This window comes from Halarcobacter sp., from assembly GCF_963675975.1.
In the GTDB taxonomy this organism is placed as follows: Bacteria; Campylobacterota; Campylobacteria; order Campylobacterales; family Arcobacteraceae; genus Halarcobacter.
Genome location: NZ_OY780939.1, coordinates 770,050 through 787,527, shown reverse-complemented (window position 1 = coordinate 787,527; position 17,478 = coordinate 770,050). Strand labels below are relative to the sequence as shown.

General features: G+C 30.5%; 20 protein-coding genes and 1 pseudogene. 4 read left to right on the top strand and 17 right to left on the bottom strand.

Translation table 11 applies throughout. From position 1 onward, the window contains the following. Positions 1-57: 57 nt before the first annotated feature. Together ACKU3H_RS03925 and purB are read right to left on the bottom strand one after the other, a co-directional pair. Positions 58-2,442, bottom strand: coding sequence for a ribonucleoside-diphosphate reductase subunit alpha (locus ACKU3H_RS03925; protein ID WP_320035674.1), 2,385 nt, complete (start codon positions 2,440-2,442; stop codon positions 58-60). 32 nt (positions 2,443-2,474) lie between these two features. Next, positions 2,475-3,803, bottom strand: a complete 1,329-nt coding sequence (purB, locus tag ACKU3H_RS03920) for an adenylosuccinate lyase (RefSeq protein ID WP_320035673.1) — start codon at positions 3,801-3,803, stop codon at positions 2,475-2,477. Positions 3,804-3,940: 137 nt separating this feature from the next. Between purB and ACKU3H_RS03915 the strand changes: the two genes are divergently transcribed. Next, positions 3,941-4,843: an RluA family pseudouridine synthase gene (locus ACKU3H_RS03915; protein ID WP_320035672.1), complete on the top strand. Its 903-nt coding sequence runs from the start codon at positions 3,941-3,943 to the stop codon at positions 4,841-4,843. A gap of 4 nt (positions 4,844-4,847) precedes the next feature. Here ACKU3H_RS03915 and ACKU3H_RS03910 read toward each other — a convergent pair whose 3' ends face one another. From ACKU3H_RS03910 to nifB, 8 genes are read right to left on the bottom strand one after another with little or no spacing between them, the layout of a single operon-like run. Then, a complete protein-coding gene (locus tag ACKU3H_RS03910; RefSeq protein WP_320035671.1) occupies positions 4,848-5,168 on the bottom strand; it encodes a nitrogen fixation protein NifQ in 321 nt (106 codons plus the stop codon). Between the two features lie 15 nt (positions 5,169-5,183). Continuing rightward, positions 5,184-6,179, bottom strand: a complete 996-nt coding sequence (locus ACKU3H_RS03905) for a hypothetical protein (RefSeq protein ID WP_320035670.1) — start codon at positions 6,177-6,179, stop codon at positions 5,184-5,186. Between the two features lies 1 nt (position 6,180). Next, positions 6,181-6,423, bottom strand: a complete 243-nt coding sequence (locus ACKU3H_RS03900) for a hypothetical protein (protein WP_320035669.1) — start codon at positions 6,421-6,423, stop codon at positions 6,181-6,183. A 9-nt stretch (positions 6,424-6,432) separates the two neighbouring features. Then, positions 6,433-6,642: a CCE_0567 family metalloprotein gene (locus tag ACKU3H_RS03895; protein ID WP_320035668.1), complete on the bottom strand. Its 210-nt coding sequence runs from the start codon at positions 6,640-6,642 to the stop codon at positions 6,433-6,435. Between the two features lie 18 nt (positions 6,643-6,660). Further along, positions 6,661-7,467, bottom strand: coding sequence for a hypothetical protein (locus ACKU3H_RS03890; protein WP_320035667.1), 807 nt, complete (start codon positions 7,465-7,467; stop codon positions 6,661-6,663). Further along, a complete protein-coding gene (gene nifV / locus ACKU3H_RS03885) occupies positions 7,449-8,564 on the bottom strand; it encodes a homocitrate synthase (RefSeq protein ID WP_320035666.1) in 1,116 nt (371 codons plus the stop codon). Before nifV ends, ACKU3H_RS03890 begins: the two co-directional genes overlap by 19 nt. A 49-nt stretch (positions 8,565-8,613) precedes the next feature. Then, a complete protein-coding gene (locus tag ACKU3H_RS03880) occupies positions 8,614-8,895 on the bottom strand; it encodes a hypothetical protein (RefSeq protein WP_320035665.1) in 282 nt (93 codons plus the stop codon). A 16-nt stretch (positions 8,896-8,911) separates the two neighbouring features. Then, a complete protein-coding gene (gene nifB, locus ACKU3H_RS03875; protein ID WP_320035664.1) occupies positions 8,912-10,357 on the bottom strand; it encodes a nitrogenase cofactor biosynthesis protein NifB in 1,446 nt (481 codons plus the stop codon). Positions 10,358-10,485: 128 nt separating this feature from the next. Between nifB and ACKU3H_RS03870 the strand changes: the two genes are divergently transcribed. Then, positions 10,486-10,671, top strand: a complete 186-nt coding sequence (locus tag ACKU3H_RS03870) for a hypothetical protein (protein ID WP_320035663.1) — start codon at positions 10,486-10,488, stop codon at positions 10,669-10,671. Here the strand turns inward: ACKU3H_RS03870 and ACKU3H_RS03865 are convergent. From ACKU3H_RS03865 to ACKU3H_RS03840, 6 genes are all read right to left on the bottom strand, one after another. Further along, positions 10,668-10,940 (bottom strand): hypothetical protein, encoded by a 273-nt coding sequence (locus tag ACKU3H_RS03865; protein WP_320035662.1) that lies wholly within the window; start codon positions 10,938-10,940, stop codon positions 10,668-10,670. The genes ACKU3H_RS03870 and ACKU3H_RS03865 overlap by 4 nt on opposite strands. A gap of 322 nt (positions 10,941-11,262) precedes the next feature. Then, positions 11,263-12,507 carry an FprA family A-type flavoprotein gene (locus ACKU3H_RS03860; protein WP_320035661.1) on the bottom strand — a complete coding sequence of 415 codons (1,245 nt, stop codon included), beginning with the start codon at positions 12,505-12,507 and terminating at the stop codon, positions 11,263-11,265. A gap of 1 nt (position 12,508) precedes the next feature. Beyond that, a complete protein-coding gene (locus ACKU3H_RS03855; RefSeq protein WP_320035660.1) occupies positions 12,509-12,868 on the bottom strand; it encodes a NifB/NifX family molybdenum-iron cluster-binding protein in 360 nt (119 codons plus the stop codon). Beyond that, positions 12,865-13,836, bottom strand: coding sequence for a NifU family protein (locus ACKU3H_RS03850; protein WP_320035659.1), 972 nt, complete (start codon positions 13,834-13,836; stop codon positions 12,865-12,867). Before ACKU3H_RS03850 ends, ACKU3H_RS03855 begins: the two co-directional genes overlap by 4 nt. A gap of 3 nt (positions 13,837-13,839) precedes the next feature. Then, positions 13,840-14,220 carry a 4Fe-4S dicluster domain-containing protein gene (locus ACKU3H_RS03845; RefSeq protein ID WP_320035658.1) on the bottom strand — a complete coding sequence of 127 codons (381 nt, stop codon included), beginning with the start codon at positions 14,218-14,220 and terminating at the stop codon, positions 13,840-13,842. Between the two features lie 9 nt (positions 14,221-14,229). Then, a complete protein-coding gene (locus tag ACKU3H_RS03840) occupies positions 14,230-14,616 on the bottom strand; it encodes a NifB/NifX family molybdenum-iron cluster-binding protein (protein ID WP_320035657.1) in 387 nt (128 codons plus the stop codon). A 113-nt stretch (positions 14,617-14,729) separates the two neighbouring features. Here ACKU3H_RS03840 and ACKU3H_RS03835 point away from each other — a divergent pair. Continuing rightward, positions 14,730-16,075: pseudogene (locus tag ACKU3H_RS03835) on the top strand (nitrogenase component 1). A 75-nt stretch (positions 16,076-16,150) separates the two neighbouring features. Continuing rightward, positions 16,151-17,176: an AI-2E family transporter gene (locus ACKU3H_RS03830; protein WP_320035654.1), complete on the top strand. Its 1,026-nt coding sequence runs from the start codon at positions 16,151-16,153 to the stop codon at positions 17,174-17,176. Between the two features lie 5 nt (positions 17,177-17,181). On the opposite strand, the gene ACKU3H_RS03825 is transcribed toward ACKU3H_RS03830, so the two are convergent. Next, positions 17,182-17,451, bottom strand: a complete 270-nt coding sequence (locus tag ACKU3H_RS03825; protein ID WP_320035653.1) for a hypothetical protein — start codon at positions 17,449-17,451, stop codon at positions 17,182-17,184. Positions 17,452-17,478: the final 27 nt, after the last annotated feature.

The following is a 17,478-nucleotide window of genomic DNA, read 5'->3' as shown; positions in this document are numbered from 1 at the left end:
CCTCTTAATTTATTAATATATCATATGTTTTTATAGGTGAAGTAGGAAGAGGTTATCTTATTGACAACCTGCACACTCCATACTTCTATCTTCTACATCATTTACAGCTTCAGGAGACTGACTTCTTAGGTAGTATGTAGATTTTAATCCTAGCTTCCAAGCTAGAGTATAGATTTCGTGTAAGTATCTACCACTTGCTTTATCTAAAGACATAAAGATATTTGTACTTTGACCTTGATCTATCCATTTTTGTCTAACAGCAGCAGCTCTTACAATATCTAATTGGTCAACTTCATAAGCTGGAGTATAATAAGTCCATGTTTCAGGAGATAAGTTTGGTACAACTACAGGGATAAGTCCTGATAAGTTTTCCTCAAACCATTTTCTTTTGTATACAGGCTCAATAGCTTGTGTAGTTCCAACAAGAATAGAAATAGATGATGTTGGAGCAATAGCCATTAAGTAACCATTTCTCATACCATCTTTTTTAACTTGCTCTCTTAGTGCATCCCAATCATATCCACCATCAAATAAGTCTTTTTCAACTAAAGCATTAACTGCTTGTGGTGTATGGTCATGTGGCATAATCCCTTTTGACCAATTAGACCCTTCAAATGTTGGGTAAACACCTTTTTCAGTAGCTAACTCTGATGAAGATTTAATCGCATTATAAGAGATAGTTTCCATAACAGAATCAATCTTCTTAAGGTGGTCATTGCTTCCCCATACAAGTTTGCTTTCTGCAACCATTTGAGACTCACCCATTACACCAAGACCTATTGATCTTGATTTTAAGTTAGTTGCTTTTACTTTTCTAAGTGGATAGAAGTTAAGGTCGATAACATTATCAAGCATTCTAATTGCAGTTGGTACAACTCTTTCAATATCCTCTTTAGTGTTTACTCTTCCTAAGTTAATTGATGCTAAGTTACAAACTGCCGTATCTCCATCGTATTTCTCTTTTTCTACAATAAATACTCTTTTACCATTTATTGAATCAAGAGCTGTAATTTTATTTGCTTTTTTCTTTTGTCCACCATCAACTTCGATGATATCTGTTTCATCATAAGTTTCAATTGTACCATCTACATACTCTAACTTGATTTTGTAGTAGTTAGGATTTGTATTTTGGAAAATCTCTGTACAAAGGTTTGAACTTCTAATATGCCCAACATGAGAGTTAGGGTTTGCTCTGTTTGCATTATCTTTAAAACAAAGGAAAGGTGAACCAGATTCAAAATATGAAGTTAAAATTTTTTTCCATAAATCTTTTGCTTTCATTCTCTCTTTTGTAGTATTTTCATCGTGCTCATACTCTTCATATCTTTTTTTGAACTCTTCTCCGTGAAGTTCAGATAAATCTTTTACTTCATAAGGGTCAAATAAAGTCCAGTAACCATCTTCTAAAACTCTTTCCATAAATAAATCTGGAATCCAAAGTGCAGGGAATAAGTCGTGTGTTCTTCTTCTCTCTTCACCTGAGTTTTTCTTTAATACAATAAAGTCTTCAACATCCATGTGCCATGGCTCAATATAAGTTGCAATTGCACCTTTTCTTGTACCTAATTGGTCAACTGCAATAGCAATATCATTTGTGATTTTTAAGAATGGAATTACACCACCAGCAGCACTTTTGTGGTCATCAATAACTCCACCTAAAGCTCTGATTTGGTTCCAGTCCCAACCAATACCACCACCATATTTAGATAATAGTGCCATCTCTTTATAACCATCAAAGATACCTTCAATATTATCTGGAGATGAACCAATATAACAAGATGATAATTGGTGTCTGTTTGTTCTAGCATTTGATAAAGTAGGAGTTGCTAACATAACTTCAAATTTTGAAACTACATCATAAAACTCTTTTGCTTTTTCTTGTTTGTCTTCTTCATCTTGAGCTAAAAACATTGCAATAGCCATGAACATTTGTTGTGGAAGTTCAATTGGGTCTGCATTTTTATTTTTGATTAAATATCTATCATATAGTGTTTTTACACCTAAATAATTAAATAGTAAGTCTCTACTTGGATCAATATGGTTATTTAAATCGTCTAAGTCGTAACCTTCACCTAAGTTAGGAATTAATCTTCCTGCTTCTTTTCCATATTTTAAATAATCTTTTAAATGGCAATAAGGCTCACCTTTAATACCATGTGTTGCTTTTCCAACTCTATGATAAAGGTCAAATAAAAATAATCTAGCTGCTACAAAAGTCCAATTTGGAACATCTATATCAATTTTTTCAACTGCTGTTTTAATTAATGCATCTTGAATATCTGAAGAACTCATTCCATCAATAAATTTAATTTGTGCATCAAGTTCAAGCTCACTTTGAGATACCCCAACTAAACCTTGAGTTGCTTCAATAGTCATTTTCTGAATTTTAGTAATATCTAAAACTTCTTTTCTTCCGTTTCTTTTTTGAATCATTAGTGCCATATTATTGCCTTATAATCTAAATTCGTTTGTTTTTATTTAAATACTCTTTTAAAAATCGCATCCACATTTTTTGTATAATAATCGTAGTTAAAACACTCTCTAATTTGTTCTTCACTTAATTTAGCTCTTAAATCTTCATCAGATAATAAGTGTCCTAAGTATAAAGATTCTCCATTTTCGTTTGTTGTAGGTTTACCTTGTTGGATCTCTTCCCAAACTTTCATAGCATTTCTTTGAACAATTTTATAAGCGTCTTCTCTACTTACTCCTGCTTTTGGTAATTCTAGTAAAACTCTCTGAGAGAAAACTAAACCACCAGTTAAGTTTAAATTTTTCATCATATTTTCAGGCATAACAGTTAAGTTTGCAATTACATTGTTCATTCTGTGTAACATAAAATCAGTTGTAATAAATGCATCTGGTAACCAAAATCTTTCATTTGATGAGTGTGAAATATCTCTTTCGTGCCATAATGCAACGTTTTCCATAGCTGGCGCTGCATAAGCTCTAATTGTTCTTGCAAGTCCAGTGATATTTTCTGTTAAAATTGGATTTCTTTTATGAGGCATTGCAGATGAACCTTTTTGTCCTTTTGCAAAATATTCCTCAGCTTCATAAACTTCTGTTCTTTGTAAGTGTCTTACTTGAACAGCAAACTTTTCAACCGATGAAGCTAAAAGTGCTAAAGCAGTTGCAAGTCTTGCATATCTGTCTCTATGGATAACTTGGTTTGAACAAGGCTCAGGTTTAAGACCTAATTCTGCCATCGCATACTCTTCTAGTTCAAGTGGTGCGTGAGCAAAGTTACCCATAGCTCCAGAGATTTGACCTACAGAGATAACTTCCATAGTCTCTTCTAAGTTTTTAAGATGACGTGCTACCTCATCATACCATACAGCAAGTGTAAGTCCAAATGTAATAGGCTCACCATGGATACCGTGGCTTCTTCCTACCATAAGTGTAAACTTATGTTCTTCAGCTCTTTTTTTAATTGATTCCATTAACATCTTAACATCTTCAATTATGATTTTTAAAGAGTCTCTCATTTGAAGAGCAACACCTGTATCAACTGCATCTGAAGAAGTCATTCCATAATGGAACCATCTTGACTCTTCCCCAAGTGATTCAGAAACACTTGTGTTAAATGCGATTAAGTCATGTTTTGTAACTGCTTCGATTTCTTCTATTCTTTCTACTGAGAAAGTAGCGTTTTCAACTATTTTTTTACAATCTTCATCAGGGATAAGTCCAATTTTATTCCAAGCTTTTACAGCTGCTTTTTCAACTTCAAGCCATGCTGCATATCTTGCTTCTTGTGTCCACTTTGAGCTCATCTCTTCTCTGGCGTATCTTTCAACCATCTAGTAATCCCTTGTTATCTATATTTGAGTAATTTTTATCTAAGTTTTTCTAATTTTTAAGTATGATATCCTATCAAAATTAGCCAAAGATTTTGTTTAATCTTTGTTTACTTTTTACTTAAATTTTAGGAATTAATTTGCCATTTGTTTTAAAAAAATTTTCTGTTAAAAAAGGTAAAAAAATACAAATTGCATTGATGCAAGAAGTAGCTTTAAAACCCCGAAATGCCAGCCGTTTACTAGCAAGAGCAAGAGTCTTTGACATGGAAGAAAAACCATATTTACTATCAGAAGAGATTAGAGATGATTTTATCTATATTGCACTATTTGAGGGGCATTCTAGGGGTCTAAAACCTTTAGCTGTTTTTGAAGATTTTGCTATATTTGATAAGCCTTCAAATTTAATGATTCATCCAATTTCAAAAAAAACTGAATATTCACTTTTAGATGAAGTAAGATACCACTTTGGAGATAAAGCAAACCAAGCACACAGAATAGATGCAGAAACTTCAGGACTCGTATTAGTAGGTCTTACAGAAAAAGTTACAAATGCACTAGCTACCATGTTTGAGAAAAAAGAGTACAAAAAATCTTATTTGGCAATTGTTGAAGGTAAAGTTGAAAAAGAATTAACTATTGATAAAAACTTAAAAAAAGAGGGTAAATTAATAGGTGTCAGAATGACCACCTGTGAACAAGATGAAGGTAAAAGTTCAATAACCCATGTTAAACCTCTAAAATATAATAAAGACAAAGATATATCTTTAGTAGAGCTTGTACCAATAACAGGTAGACAACACCAAATAAGAGTACATCTTTATTCAATAGGGCATAGAATAGTTGGTGACCCTATTTATGGAATTGATGATAACACAGCAGAGGCTTATTTAAATAAAACCCTAGATTCCCAAGAACGAATAAATAGTACTGGCTCTTACAGATTATGGCTACAAGCTAACTATTTAGAATTTGTATATAAAGGTGTTATATACAAAATATATTCAAAAAATAAAGACATCTATAAAGAGTTTAATGATTAAACTCTTATGATGCCAATGAACACTGAAAACAGTTAGTTATATCTTTACATGTTGCACATGCAGGTGCAGTTTTACCAATACAATCATAAATAAACTTTTTCCATCTAATCTCTTTTGGTTTAACAGATGCTAAAGCTGTGAAGTTATTTGTCATAAGTCTTCCCATCTCTTTTCTACTAATTAAACCTAAATCTGAATATAGGTGTCCCATTCTAAGTGAAGTTTTTGCTATCCAAGGTGCTAAAGTATTTTTAGCATAATCATCATTTGCATTTGTTTGAAGAAGTTCTAATACTTCTATCTCCATAGTCTCATTATTACTCATTTTCTTCTCCTTTTCTCAATCTACATCACAAAATTCTAAATCAAGCCCTTGAGGTTTCTTTAAGTCCTTATTATTATCTATATAAAGATTTTTTAAAGACTTTAGATTACTAAGTGACTGAGGTAAAATTTCAATCTCATTATCTTCTATATCTAACTCTTCAAGATTTTGAAGAGCACCTAAATTTTCAGGTAAATCAACTAAAGAGTTTGAACTAACACTTAGATTGGTTAATTTTGTAAGACTACAAATCTCATCTGGAAGTGTACTTAAAAAATTATTATCTAAAATAAAAATTTTCAAATCCTCTAATTTACTTACATTAAAATCCAAAGAATTAAGTGAGTTATCACTTAAATCAAGTTTTATTAACATATCATGGGACTCTAAAGAGGGAAGATTTTTAAGATGATTCCCTTCTAAAAGAAGTGTTTCTAACTCTTCTATTTTAGATATAGAGCTTGGAAGATAAGTTAACTTATTAAAAGATAAGTCTAAATAGTAAAGAGATTGCATATTAGTAAATGAATCTGGCAACTCTTCAAGCTCATTTGTGTCCAATGACAAATATAAAAGTCTAGTTAAATTTCCTAAACCTTCAGACAACTCTTTAATCTTATTTGCAGCAAGAGTAAGTCTAGTTAAAGCCTTTAAGCTATAAAGCTCTTCTGGTAAAACTTCTAAACGATTACCATTTAGATTTAAAATCATCAATTTTGATAAATTGCCAATCGAAGATGGTAACTCTTCTATTAGATTGTTTTCACATTGAAGATTTTTAAGTTTTTCTAATTTTCCTATTGAGTCAGGAAGTTTTTTTAATCTATTATTTGAAAGTTTTAAAACAGTTAAGTTTTTTAAAACTCCAAAAGATTCTGGTAACTCTCTAATCTTCTTTTTTGACAAATCAAGATGTGTCATCATATTAATATCATCTATATGAGTTGAAATAGTAGCAGTTAACCCACTTGATTTAACCCATCTAATAAAATCATCAATATCAGTTCTCATCTTAACCCTTTAATCTATCATTCATAGCATCTATTAAAAAAGATATCTCTTCATAATCAACAAAACCAAAATCAACCATATTATACAAAGCCATCAAAGGCTTCCTACAACAAGTTTTACTACAACCTGTTACAAGCTTCTTAGCCTTCTTATAAGGAAGATCTGTTCCTTTAAAAATCTCAATGGCTTCTTCAATAGTTTTTTCACCACATTCACAGATTCTTTTATTTTTTAAATCTTCCATGTATAACTTCTATTTTAAATATGGATGTTGCTCTTTAAAATCATTAACATCTTTCATAGCAACAGCAATTTTTTCACTAAGATCAGGTAGTTTATCATAATCTGTCCAGATAGTATCTTCTACTATATCATGAACAACACCTGCAAGTTCAACAACTTTTCTTTTATACTTTGCTAACTCTTTCTTTTTCTCTTTTTGTTCGTCAGTCAATCCAGCCATAATTCCTCCTTTTTTAGATTAAATTGCATATAAATTTTCAAGTTTTAAATCTGGTTTTTCACCTAAATACATAAGTGAAAAAGTTAAATCTTTTTTAAATTTATAACTCTCATAAAGGTCTGTAATCTCTTTTACATCTTTTGGAGCATATCCAAAAATTTTCTTTAAACCTCTATAATATAAAACTCCTCTAAGAAGTTTTTCTGCATCTAAATAAGATTCACTTTGCATAAGCCATGGTGAGATTCTTATATGTCTTTTATTTACCACATATGAGTGTAAAAAACCTGTTTGTGTAGAAAGTTTTAATGAGTTTGAGAAAGTACAGTCATTTTTTATATACTCTTCTCTGTTATCCATAAAAACTTCTTTATCAATTCTTTTTGCCACATTTTCATAATCATCTCCACTAACTTGTTTAGCTATAGAGTTTGAAAAATTAAACGGCACAGCCTCTCCACTATGAAGAAATCTTACAAATAAAGAATGCTCTTGAAAATTAAAAGCTTCCACATAATGTTTTTGCTTATTTTCAATTAAAACAAAAATATTCATACTACTTGTATTTTGAATAAGTAGTTTTAATAATCTTGTTAAAACATCTTCATGCTCTTTTACAGCTTTTATAACATTTATAAAAATATGTTTATGAAACTCATAGGCACTTATAACACCTACAATCTTTCCATCTTCATATGCTGCAAAACAATACTGAGGATAAGCTTCATAAGTTTGTTTTAGAAGTTCAAACTCAAAAAGTTTATCACTTTCAAGTATCCCTTGAATATCCTCTTCAAAATCGTTTCTTAAATAACCGACGAACATAGGTATAACTCTTTTAATTCTTGAGCATCTAGTACTCTTTTTCTATTAGTTACAATTTCCCTAACCAGAGGTAAGATTGCTTCTAAAACTTCTTTTTCAGGTTCAATTCCCACAGATCTTAAATGGTAAAGTAAAGTAGAAGTACCCGAATGTTTACCTATAGGAAAACATCTCTCTAAGCCAACTTCTTTTGGAGTAAATGGTTCATATGAAGATTTTGATTTCATCATCCCATTTACATGAATACCAGATTCATGTGAAAATATATACTCACCTATAATAGGTAAATTAGTATCTACTCTTCTATTTGATGCACTGCTTACTGTTCTAACTAATGATTTTAAGCTCTCAGAGTTTATTGATACATCTTTGTTAAATAATCTAGCAAGACTCATTAATACTTGCTCAAAAGAAGCATTTCCTGCCCTTTCACCAAGACCAATAACAGTTGTGTTACAACTATAAGCTCCAGCTTCAAACCCAGCAATGGCATTAGCAGTTGCCATTCCAAAGTCATTATGAGTATGCATCTCAATATCTAAAAGATTTGAAGATGACAACTCCTTTATATTTTCATAAGTTTTGTGAGGTGTCAAAATACCAACAGTATCACAATATCTAAATCTGTTTGCACCTAAACTCTTACCTAAACTCATAAGCTCTTTTAAAAAACTTATGTCAGCTCGGCTTGAATCTTCTCCCCCGATGCATACAAACAGCCCTTCTTTTTTTGCTTCTAATACAACAGTTTCAAGCTGTCTTAAAAGTCTTTCTTTGTCACCTTTAAATTTAACATCAATTAAGATATCAGATACAGGAATTGATAAATCAACTGCCTTTAATCCACATTTTAATGATGCTTCTAAATCATTTAAAGTTGCTCTGTTCCAACTCATTATTCTTATAGGTAAATTTAGACCTAAAATCTCTTTTAAATCATCTTGTTCTTTTTGACCCATTGCTGGGATTCCAACTTCAAGTTCATCTGCACCAGCAGCATAAAGCTTTTGGGCAATATCTAGTTTTTCTTGAGTATTAAATGCTACGTATGGAGCTTGCTCTCCATCCCTTAAAGTTGTATCGTTTATAAGTAACATCAATTTACCTTTTGTTGAATTAAAGATAAATATGCAAAAACTATTCCATTTATTTTAAATTTAATTTTTCTGGTGAGTGAATTTTCTTTAAATCTTCCTCATCTAACTCTTCATATGAGTATAAAAAGCAGCAAGGTTTATCTTTGATTGTTTTTTCTATTTCCCAAAACTCATCTATCTTTCTAACAAAATATATTTTATCAGCTCTTAAAGATTTTAGAGGGAAACCAATTGCACCATGGCAAGTAGTAACAGGATAAAGTTCCAATAATTCATTGTTTATAGAAACTGGTCCATTACCTTTTAGTAAGATTATTTTTGGATTTTTCATAATAAAGAATTAGGGTTTACCCTAATTCTTGTTCAGATTCTTTTTCAGCAAAGAAATATTTTTTTGCTGCATCAAATACTGATTTTTCTATTGGTTGAAGTGCATAAGAATCATCACTTATTAAGTTGATTGATTGTAATTCACCTTGAGGACAATCCCCAATTTTTTCTGTAAGAAGTAAATCAATATCTTTTAGTGTATCTTTAATCTCTTCAATTGGATAAGAACCATCACAATCTTCAGGTCCTTTACAGTAAGCATTTTCAACTTTTCTATGCATTACAAATTTGATAGCTTTATCTCCAACTTCATAAATCAAGAACTCAGTTGCACTACCAAAGTGTAAGTTAATTGTACCTTCACCAGCAGTTGTAACAGCTACAAGTTTAGTCTCACCAGTTGAGCTTAACTCTTCTTTAGAAGCTTGTTCAATTTTGATTCTATCATTTGCTTGCTCTAAAGCAGCTCTCCAGTTTTCAATAACTTCATGTTTTTTCTTTCTAGCTTCAATATCATATTGATCTTCTAAAGCTTCCCATGTCATATCTTGGAATACATCTGGATTAAACTCTTCACCTCTATCTTCACCAATTAGACCAACAGCATCAGCTCTACATTGTCTACAATGGCTCATAAGTTTCATATCCATACCACATGCTTCTTGTGCAGCCATAACCTCTTGGTCAGTTGCACTTCTTTGTCCATTTAATCCATAATAAGTACCATACTCTTCTTTTGAAAGTAGAGGCATAATATTATGTAAAAATACACCAAGTTCTTTTAGTTTTTTAGCAACATTTGGTAATTCTTGGTCATTTACACCAGGAATAAGTACAGAGTTTGCTTTTACTAAAATTCCATTTTCAACTAACATCTTAATACCTTTAAGTTGTTGTTCTAAAAGAATTTTTGCACCCTCAGCCCCAAATACTTTTTTATGGTTCCAGTGAACCCATGGATAAATTTTTGCACCAATTTCACCAGTTTCATCAACAGAATTGATTGTAACTGTAACGTGGTCAACATTATATTTAATCATCTCATCAACATAATCTGGAAGTCTAAGTCCATTTGTTGATAAACAAAGTTTTTGGTCAGGTGCTTTTTCGTGTAACATTCTAAATGTATCAAATGTTTTTTTAGGATTTGCAAGAGCATCTCCTGGTCCAGCAATTCCCACAACTGACAGTTGTTGAATATCACCACCAACATATAATACCTTTTTAACAGCATCTTCTGGACTTAATTTGTTTGAAGTAACCCCTGGTCTAGATTCGTTTGAACAGTCAAACTTTCTATTACAGTAATTACATTGTATATTACATGCAGGAGCAACCGCAACGTGAATTCTCGCGTAATGTTGGTGTGCACCTTCACTATAACATGGATGGTTATTGATTTTATCCATCACCTCTTGCTCTAAACTATCTTGTGTACTACTTGATGTACAAGAACAACTCATAGTATCTCCTTTATACAAGCCATGCTTTTTTATTTGCTTTAACTTATGCACATAGTGTTCCTTTGAAAAAAGATTAAAAATATAGGAATAGAAAATGCATATCAATGGTAAATAAAAAAGGATTTTAAATGACTATTCAAGAACAAATAAAAGAGCAATTATTAAAAGAAGTTTTATCAAATATAGACAATATCTACGATTTTATGGACACAAGATACAACTTAGATAAGCACTGTAACGATGCTATTGTTAAAAAATTAAATGAATTAAAAGATGTAGTATATAAAGTATCAGGGCTTAGTGATTTAAATTAATTTATTCCACAAGCACTATTACACTCTTTTTCAATAGTTGATTTACAAGTGGATACTTCAAAATAATCATTTTTATCAATAGTATTTGTTACATTTTTATAAATTATCAAATAAAAAGGGGTTTTTATATATTGAATGATTGTATGTTTTTCAATATCATCACTAGAAATATGTAAAAGTATATAATTCTCTTTTACATTAAGTTTATAAATAAATCTATCTTCTTCTTTTCCCAAAAATTTTTTATCCATAACTTTTATTTTTCTCAAGACATGCCTCCTTCGCATCATCAATGACTATTATATAAGTCATCACATCTCGAATTATAAGTAAAATATATAATATCAAATAATCATTTAAATTATGTAATTAATTAAAATAAAGTGTTTGAAACTTCTTATTTTTTGTAAAGTAGAAACATATTTTGTAAGATTAAGATTTTATTTAGAAAAAAATTATAGATATTTTTTTAGTTTTAATAAGGTTTGAATAAGATAAAATTTTAAGATAAAGAGCCAATTGGTGATGAGTATAATAATTTTTAGTTTTAGTCAAAGATACTGCAATTTTATACCCATCACGAATTAGCTCTTAATTCATGGTCATCTCAATCATTTTTCCATTTATTACTTCAGAAATTTCAACTCCAAAATTGTAGCAATCTTTTAGTTCTTCTTTTGTAGGTATTAGTTTTATTTTCATAGGTTCTAAGGGTGGAACTCTAAAATTAAGTGATTTTAACCTGTGAGTAATCATATCAACAGCTTCACCACTCCAACCATAACTTCCAAAAGCTCCACCAACTTTTCCTCTTTTTTCAAGAAGCATCATACAAGACAATAAATCCCATACAGGTTTTGGTGCATCAGCGTTAATTGTAGGTGTACCTATTAAGATACCATCACTCTCTTCTAAAATATTTATCATATTTGATTCTTCAATTGAAGCCAAGTCATATACATTTGCAATTATTCCATCTACACTTTCAGCACCTTCATATATAGCTTCTGCCATATCTTGAGTATTTTTATAACTTGTTAGATAAAAAATTGAAAGTATTTTTTCACCGTTTGAGATAACTTTATAGTCATCTTGACTCCATTTTCTATAGTAATCAATATATTTTTTTGGATTATCCCTTAAAATTGGTCCATGTAAAGTTGCAATAATATCTATTTCAAATCTGTCATACAATTTTATTGCATTTAAAGCATAAGATTTAAAAGGTCTCATAATATGATCATAATAATATTTAAAGGCATAAAAGAAATCACCCACTAAATCATCAAAAAGTCTTTTATCATAATAGTGACTTCCAAATACATCTCCTGAAAATAATAGTTTATCTTCTTCAACATATGAACTCATAGTTTCAGGCCAGTGTAAATAAGGAGTTGTTAAAAACTTAATTGTTTTATCCCCTAATTTTATACTTTTATTTGTCCAAACTGTCTCAAAATCTATATTATCTTTATGTGTTATTGCTTTTAACATAGCAGTTGCTTGAGGTGAAATTAGAACTTTAGCTTGAGGAGCTTTTTCTATTAATTCTGGAATTGCACCCGCATGGTCTGGTTCTAAATGGTGTGAAATCACATATTTAATCTCATCATAAGAACAAAGTTTTTCTATTTTTTCAAAAAAATCTTTTTTAAACTCTTCTTTTACAGTATCAACAATAACGACACCTTCATCAGTTTTGATTAAATATGCATTGTATGATGACCCATTTGCTGTTTTCATAATAATATCAAATGTTCTAATATCTGGGTCAAAAGCACCTATAAAATATATATTTGGTGCTATTTCTATTGGTTCGTTTTGTGTATTTCTCATCTTATTGTGCTATTAACCTTCTCATCCATATTGGAGGATTATCTTGCATTTGAATTAATTTATTTAAGACATCCTCAATCTTTTCATTCTCTTTTGATGCTTGCATAGGGAAAACTTTCGCAGACTTTACCATCATTGAAGCTTTTGGACCTATTTGCTGAACATATAAAATATCACTATTTTCAATACATTCAATTTTGTAAGTTAATTTATCAATCTCATCATCAATCTCAATCGAAGAATCAACAGATTTTATAAAAGTGTAAGAGTCACCTTTTATTTCATAAATATAAAACTCTTTACACCATCCAAAATGTTCATTTACATGGATATTATCTTTAGAAGCAAATGCAATTTTCATAGTATAAAAATCCTAACTCTTGGGTCAATAATTTTTTGCATAGTATCGGCAATCATTCCATATGTACCAGTTGAAGCTATTGAGCATCCAACACAGGCACCTTGATATGCAAGTCTTAACTCTAATTCTGGTTCATTGACATAATCAACTAAGATAATATTTCCACCATCTTTTAATAAAATTGGTCTAATAAATCTATCTAAAGCATCATTGATAACTTCTAATTGTTTCTCTTTTGTTTGAGCTCTAAAATCTTCATTTAATTCAGCTTCTGCAGGTAACTCTTTATCTATACCTGTTAATTGGATGCTTGCCATTGCATGACCATTTGAGGCTGCTTTAATCATACAATCAAATCCCTCTTTTACACCCTCAACATTTTGTCTATCTTGTAATAAAATCAAGGCTAGTCTAAAAGCTGCTTGAGTATGGTTTTTCTTAACTGCTCGTCTAAAATAATCTTTTGCTTTTTCAATATCCTCTTCAACACCTATTTTTGTTTGATACATAAGTGCCAAATTGAAATTTGCTGAATCATTGTTATATTTACTTGCTTCATCAAACCACTCTTTTGCTTTAGTGTAATCTTTCTCTACACCTTCACCTTTTAGGTACATTAAACCTAAATTTGCCATTGCTTGATCATTTTTAACTTTTGCTTCTTCTACCCAAATTTTAAAAGCTGTTTCAAAATCTTTTTGTTTGTATGCAGCTAATGCTTCTCTATGTTTCATAAATCCCATTCCTTCACCTGGATTTGGAAGTTCTCTTCCAGCTTCTAATTCTCTAATTATATGTTTTATTAAATACTCATGGGCAAGCTCTACAGCTTCCTCATAATCTTCACTTGCAGCTTTTATATCAAAATCTAGAAATTGAACAAGATACGCATCACCTAATTCATTCTCACCACTATAACACTCAAAAGGGTATTCAAGTGATGAGTAATACTCCAAATCTTTTTTCATATTCTAGAATTCCAAAGCCTTATGTTCTACTCTGTCTTCCATTGCAATTGATTCTCTAAAAGGTTTTGGTTGATTAGAAGGGGAGAATACACCTTTTTTCTTATGTACTCTAATCTTATAAATCCCTTCTTCATTCCTTTGTAGATAATAATCATCATACTCTTGCGTATATGGCATATCCCATGCAATAGCACCTGGTGTTGGACATACATCAAAACACTTTGGAACTGAACAATCCACACACTCAATACATTTCTCAGGCTTTACATAAGTAAACTCCGGATCATCTAATGGTGAATCATCTGCACTAACTATTGCAGTAGCAGGACACTCTTCTACACAAGTATCACAATTGATACATTCATCAGTTATTATTACAGCCATTTTAAATACCTACTTATTTTCGCACTCACATGAACAACTAGTAGTACCAGAATCAAGTAAAGACTCACAGTTATCTTTAGTTACCACTTTACATGTATTATCTAAAATACTTCTATATATATCTTCTATAGTTAAGTACATTTTAGTTGCAGAAAATACTTTCACTCCATTTTCATAAAGGTTTTTAAATACACCCTCTCCCATATGATAGAAGATTGTACTTGTAGCTCCCACATCTTTTACAAATTTTGCTGTATCAAGACCATTTCCACAACCTGAATTTTCTTCAACAGTAAAAGAACCAGTTTTTGAATCTAATAATGCAAAGTATGGTGCATTTCCATATAAATCTGATATAGTAGTATCGTCATCTTTGTTTAATGGTATAGCGATCATCTCTTCTCCTCGCTTATGTTAATTATAAATAAATACATGCAAAAAGTGTTCCGCAGACACAAGGGAACAAATCTTGCATAAATACTAGTAAAATTAAAGATAAAGAGTCTAAGATGGTAAACAAGAAACTAATTAGAGATCTACTAAATGAGAGTGCATGTTCTCATAATAAAACAAAAAAAGCCTCATGTGATAAACCAAAACCAGGGGCAACTTCTGGAGGATGTGCTTTTGAAGGTTCACAAATTGCACTTTTCCCATATGCTGATGCTGTACACTTAGTACACTCACCTGCAACATGTATTGGAGCTTCTTGGGAAACAAGAGCTACATTAACTTCACACAATGGAGAGAATAATACTGTTACAGGGTACACAACTGATGTAAATACAAATGATGTAATTTTTGGTGGAAATAAAAAACTTGAAGATTCAATCAATTATATAGTTGAACATAAAAATCCTAAAGCAATCTTTGTTTATGAAACTTGTGTAACAGCAATGATTGGTGATGATATGGATAATGTTTGCGCTAGAATGGAAGAGAAACATAAAATTCCTATCGTAGTTATCCACTCTCCTGGATTTGTAGGTGGTAAAAACCTTGGTTCAAGGTTAGGGGCTGAATCAGTTCTTCATCAACTAATAGGAACAAGAGAACCTAAAGAGGTTCATAAATATGGAATAAATCTTATTGGTGAATATAATGTTACAGGTGATATGTGGCAATACACTCCTATTTTAGAAAAATTGGTATTAAAGTTGTTTCAACTTTAGCTGGGGATGGAAGAATTGAAAATATCCAAATGGCCCATACAGCAAAACTAAATGTAATAGTTTGTGCTAAATCACTAATCACTCTTTGCAGAAAAATGCAAGAAACATATGAAATCCCATATATCTCAATTTCATTTTATGGGAAAAGAGACACAAGTAACGCAATTAGAAGTATTGTAAATGCCTTTGGAGATAAAGAATTACTAGAAAAAGCAGAACAAGTAATTGCCGAAGAAGAAGCAAAACTTGAAGAAGCTTTAGCTCCATATAGAAAAATACTTGAGGGTAAAAAAGCTATTTTAAATACAGGTGGAAATAAATCTTGGTCAATAGCTAGTGCATTACAAGATATTGGACTTGAAGTTGTTGCTACAAGTGTTAGAAAAGCTACTTTAGAAGATAAAGAAATAGCAGCAAAATATGTTGATATTTTGATGACTAACCCAGGGACAGAACAAGCTAAACTTATTGATGAACACAATGTAGATATTCTACTAGCGGGTGGAAGAAGTTTATATACAGCTATTAAGAAAAAAGTTGCTTTTGTTGATGTAAACCAAGAGAAAAAGATAAGTTATGGAGCTTATGGGGGACTTGTAAATTTAGCAAAAGATGTTTGTCATGCTGTAAATAATAGAGTATTTAAAGTTGTAGGAACACCTGAACCTTGGGAGCAAGTTTAAAGTTTTAAAACATATAGGTTCTTGATTTTATACAAAAAGTAGTTATAATTAATTTTTTATAAAAGAGGGAACTTTATGGATGCGAAAAGAATAAGAAACTACTTTTTTTACCTTACTTGTTTAGTAGTTATACTAGCTGGACTTAAAGCTGCGAGTGAGATTGTTATAATTCTGTTTTTAGCAATTTTTATAGCTTCAATTGTTTCAACTATAATCAATTTTTTAGAACAAAAACGTATCCCTAAAATATTATCTTATCTAGTGGTTATTGGTATTTTTTCACTAATTACCCTTCTTCTATCTTATATAGTCAATATCTCATTAAAAGATTTTTTAACAAATTTGCCACAATATGAAAAACAACTTCAAGGATTAGTTGTAAATACTATAGCTCTTGGGGAATCATATGGTATAGAGGTTGACAAAAAAACAATCATGGAAGCCCTAAGTTTTAGTTCATTTTTTGGTATCACAACAAATGTAATAGGAAGTATTGGAACATTTCTTTCAAAATTTTTACTGCTTATTATTGGTATTGCTTTTATACTAGCAGAATCAAAATCTTTTGAAAAAAAATTAAAAATCATATTTGAAAAAGAAAAAGATAAACTAGAACACTTCAATCTTTTTTCGCACAATATTAAAAACTATTTTTTAGTTAAAACCTTTACTAGTTTTTTAACAGGTTTCTTAATAGCTATTATATTAATATTCTTTGATATAAACTACCCAATTTTGTGGGGTGTTATTGCAATGTTGTTTAATTTTATTCCTGTTGTGGGTTCTATTATTGCAGCGATCCCTGCGGTACTACTATCTTTAGTTGGAGCAGATATTAATACAACCATTATCTTAATAATTTTATATGTAGCTATAAATATCTCTATAAGTAATATTATTGAACCAAAATTTATGGGCAAAGAGTTAGGATTATCTCCACTTATTATATTTTTCTCATTAATCTTATGGGGTTGGGTTCTAGGAATTGTGGGAATGTTCTTAGCTGTACCAATTACAATGACTCTAAAAATTGCGTTTAATTCAAACAGCTCAACAAAATGGATATCTTTATTAATGTCTGATGTAGGTGGAAAAAAATAAAAATATTAACTATCTAGTAAAGCTTTCATAATATTTGCACTATTTTGAATAGAGCTTGTTCTTTGTCTTTCTAATTGAATAGCTTCAGTAGTTAAATCTTCATTTAAATTATCTTGCTCTTTAGCTATTTCATTTAGATCTTCAACTTTAAATTGATTACTAAATAAAGCTGTAGATAAATAATCACTTGAACTAATAGTTTCAATATTTTGACTACTTTGTGCATTTGAAAGCCCATCAATAGTTTGTAAGGTATTGCTATTTATTAAATTCATAATTAACCTCTTTGCATATACTAAAAT

What these genes read in the sequence shown, in the direction of transcription:
- ACKU3H_RS03925 (WP_320035674.1), bottom strand. Translation starts at nt 2,442, where the DNA reads ATGGCACTAATGATTCAAAAAAGAAACGGAAGAAAAGAAGTTTTAGAT.
- purB (WP_320035673.1), bottom strand. Translation starts at nt 3,803, where the DNA reads ATGGTTGAAAGATACGCCAGAGAAGAGATGAGCTCAAAGTGGACACAA.
- ACKU3H_RS03910 (WP_320035671.1), bottom strand. Translation starts at nt 5,168, where the DNA reads ATGAGTAATAATGAGACTATGGAGATAGAAGTATTAGAACTTCTTCAA.
- ACKU3H_RS03905 (WP_320035670.1), bottom strand. Translation starts at nt 6,179, where the DNA reads ATGAGAACTGATATTGATGATTTTATTAGATGGGTTAAATCAAGTGGG.
- ACKU3H_RS03900 (WP_320035669.1), bottom strand. Translation starts at nt 6,423, where the DNA reads ATGGAAGATTTAAAAAATAAAAGAATCTGTGAATGTGGTGAAAAAACT.
- ACKU3H_RS03895 (WP_320035668.1), bottom strand. Translation starts at nt 6,642, where the DNA reads ATGGCTGGATTGACTGACGAACAAAAAGAGAAAAAGAAAGAGTTAGCA.
- ACKU3H_RS03890 (WP_320035667.1), bottom strand. Translation starts at nt 7,467, where the DNA reads ATGTTCGTCGGTTATTTAAGAAACGATTTTGAAGAGGATATTCAAGGG.
- nifV (WP_320035666.1), bottom strand. Translation starts at nt 8,564, where the DNA reads ATGTTACTTATAAACGATACAACTTTAAGGGATGGAGAGCAAGCTCCA.
- ACKU3H_RS03880 (WP_320035665.1), bottom strand. Translation starts at nt 8,895, where the DNA reads ATGAAAAATCCAAAAATAATCTTACTAAAAGGTAATGGACCAGTTTCT.
- nifB (WP_320035664.1), bottom strand. Translation starts at nt 10,357, where the DNA reads ATGAGTTGTTCTTGTACATCAAGTAGTACACAAGATAGTTTAGAGCAA.
- ACKU3H_RS03870 (WP_320035663.1), top strand. Translation starts at nt 10,486, where the DNA reads ATGACTATTCAAGAACAAATAAAAGAGCAATTATTAAAAGAAGTTTTA.
- ACKU3H_RS03860 (WP_320035661.1), bottom strand. Translation starts at nt 12,507, where the DNA reads ATGAGAAATACACAAAACGAACCAATAGAAATAGCACCAAATATATAT.
- ACKU3H_RS03855 (WP_320035660.1), bottom strand. Translation starts at nt 12,868, where the DNA reads ATGAAAATTGCATTTGCTTCTAAAGATAATATCCATGTAAATGAACAT.
- ACKU3H_RS03850 (WP_320035659.1), bottom strand. Translation starts at nt 13,836, where the DNA reads ATGAAAAAAGATTTGGAGTATTACTCATCACTTGAATACCCTTTTGAG.
- ACKU3H_RS03845 (WP_320035658.1), bottom strand. Translation starts at nt 14,220, where the DNA reads ATGGCTGTAATAATAACTGATGAATGTATCAATTGTGATACTTGTGTA.
- ACKU3H_RS03840 (WP_320035657.1), bottom strand. Translation starts at nt 14,616, where the DNA reads ATGATCGCTATACCATTAAACAAAGATGACGATACTACTATATCAGAT.
- ACKU3H_RS03830 (WP_320035654.1), top strand. Translation starts at nt 16,151, where the DNA reads ATGGATGCGAAAAGAATAAGAAACTACTTTTTTTACCTTACTTGTTTA.
- ACKU3H_RS03825 (WP_320035653.1), bottom strand. Translation starts at nt 17,451, where the DNA reads ATGAATTTAATAAATAGCAATACCTTACAAACTATTGATGGGCTTTCA.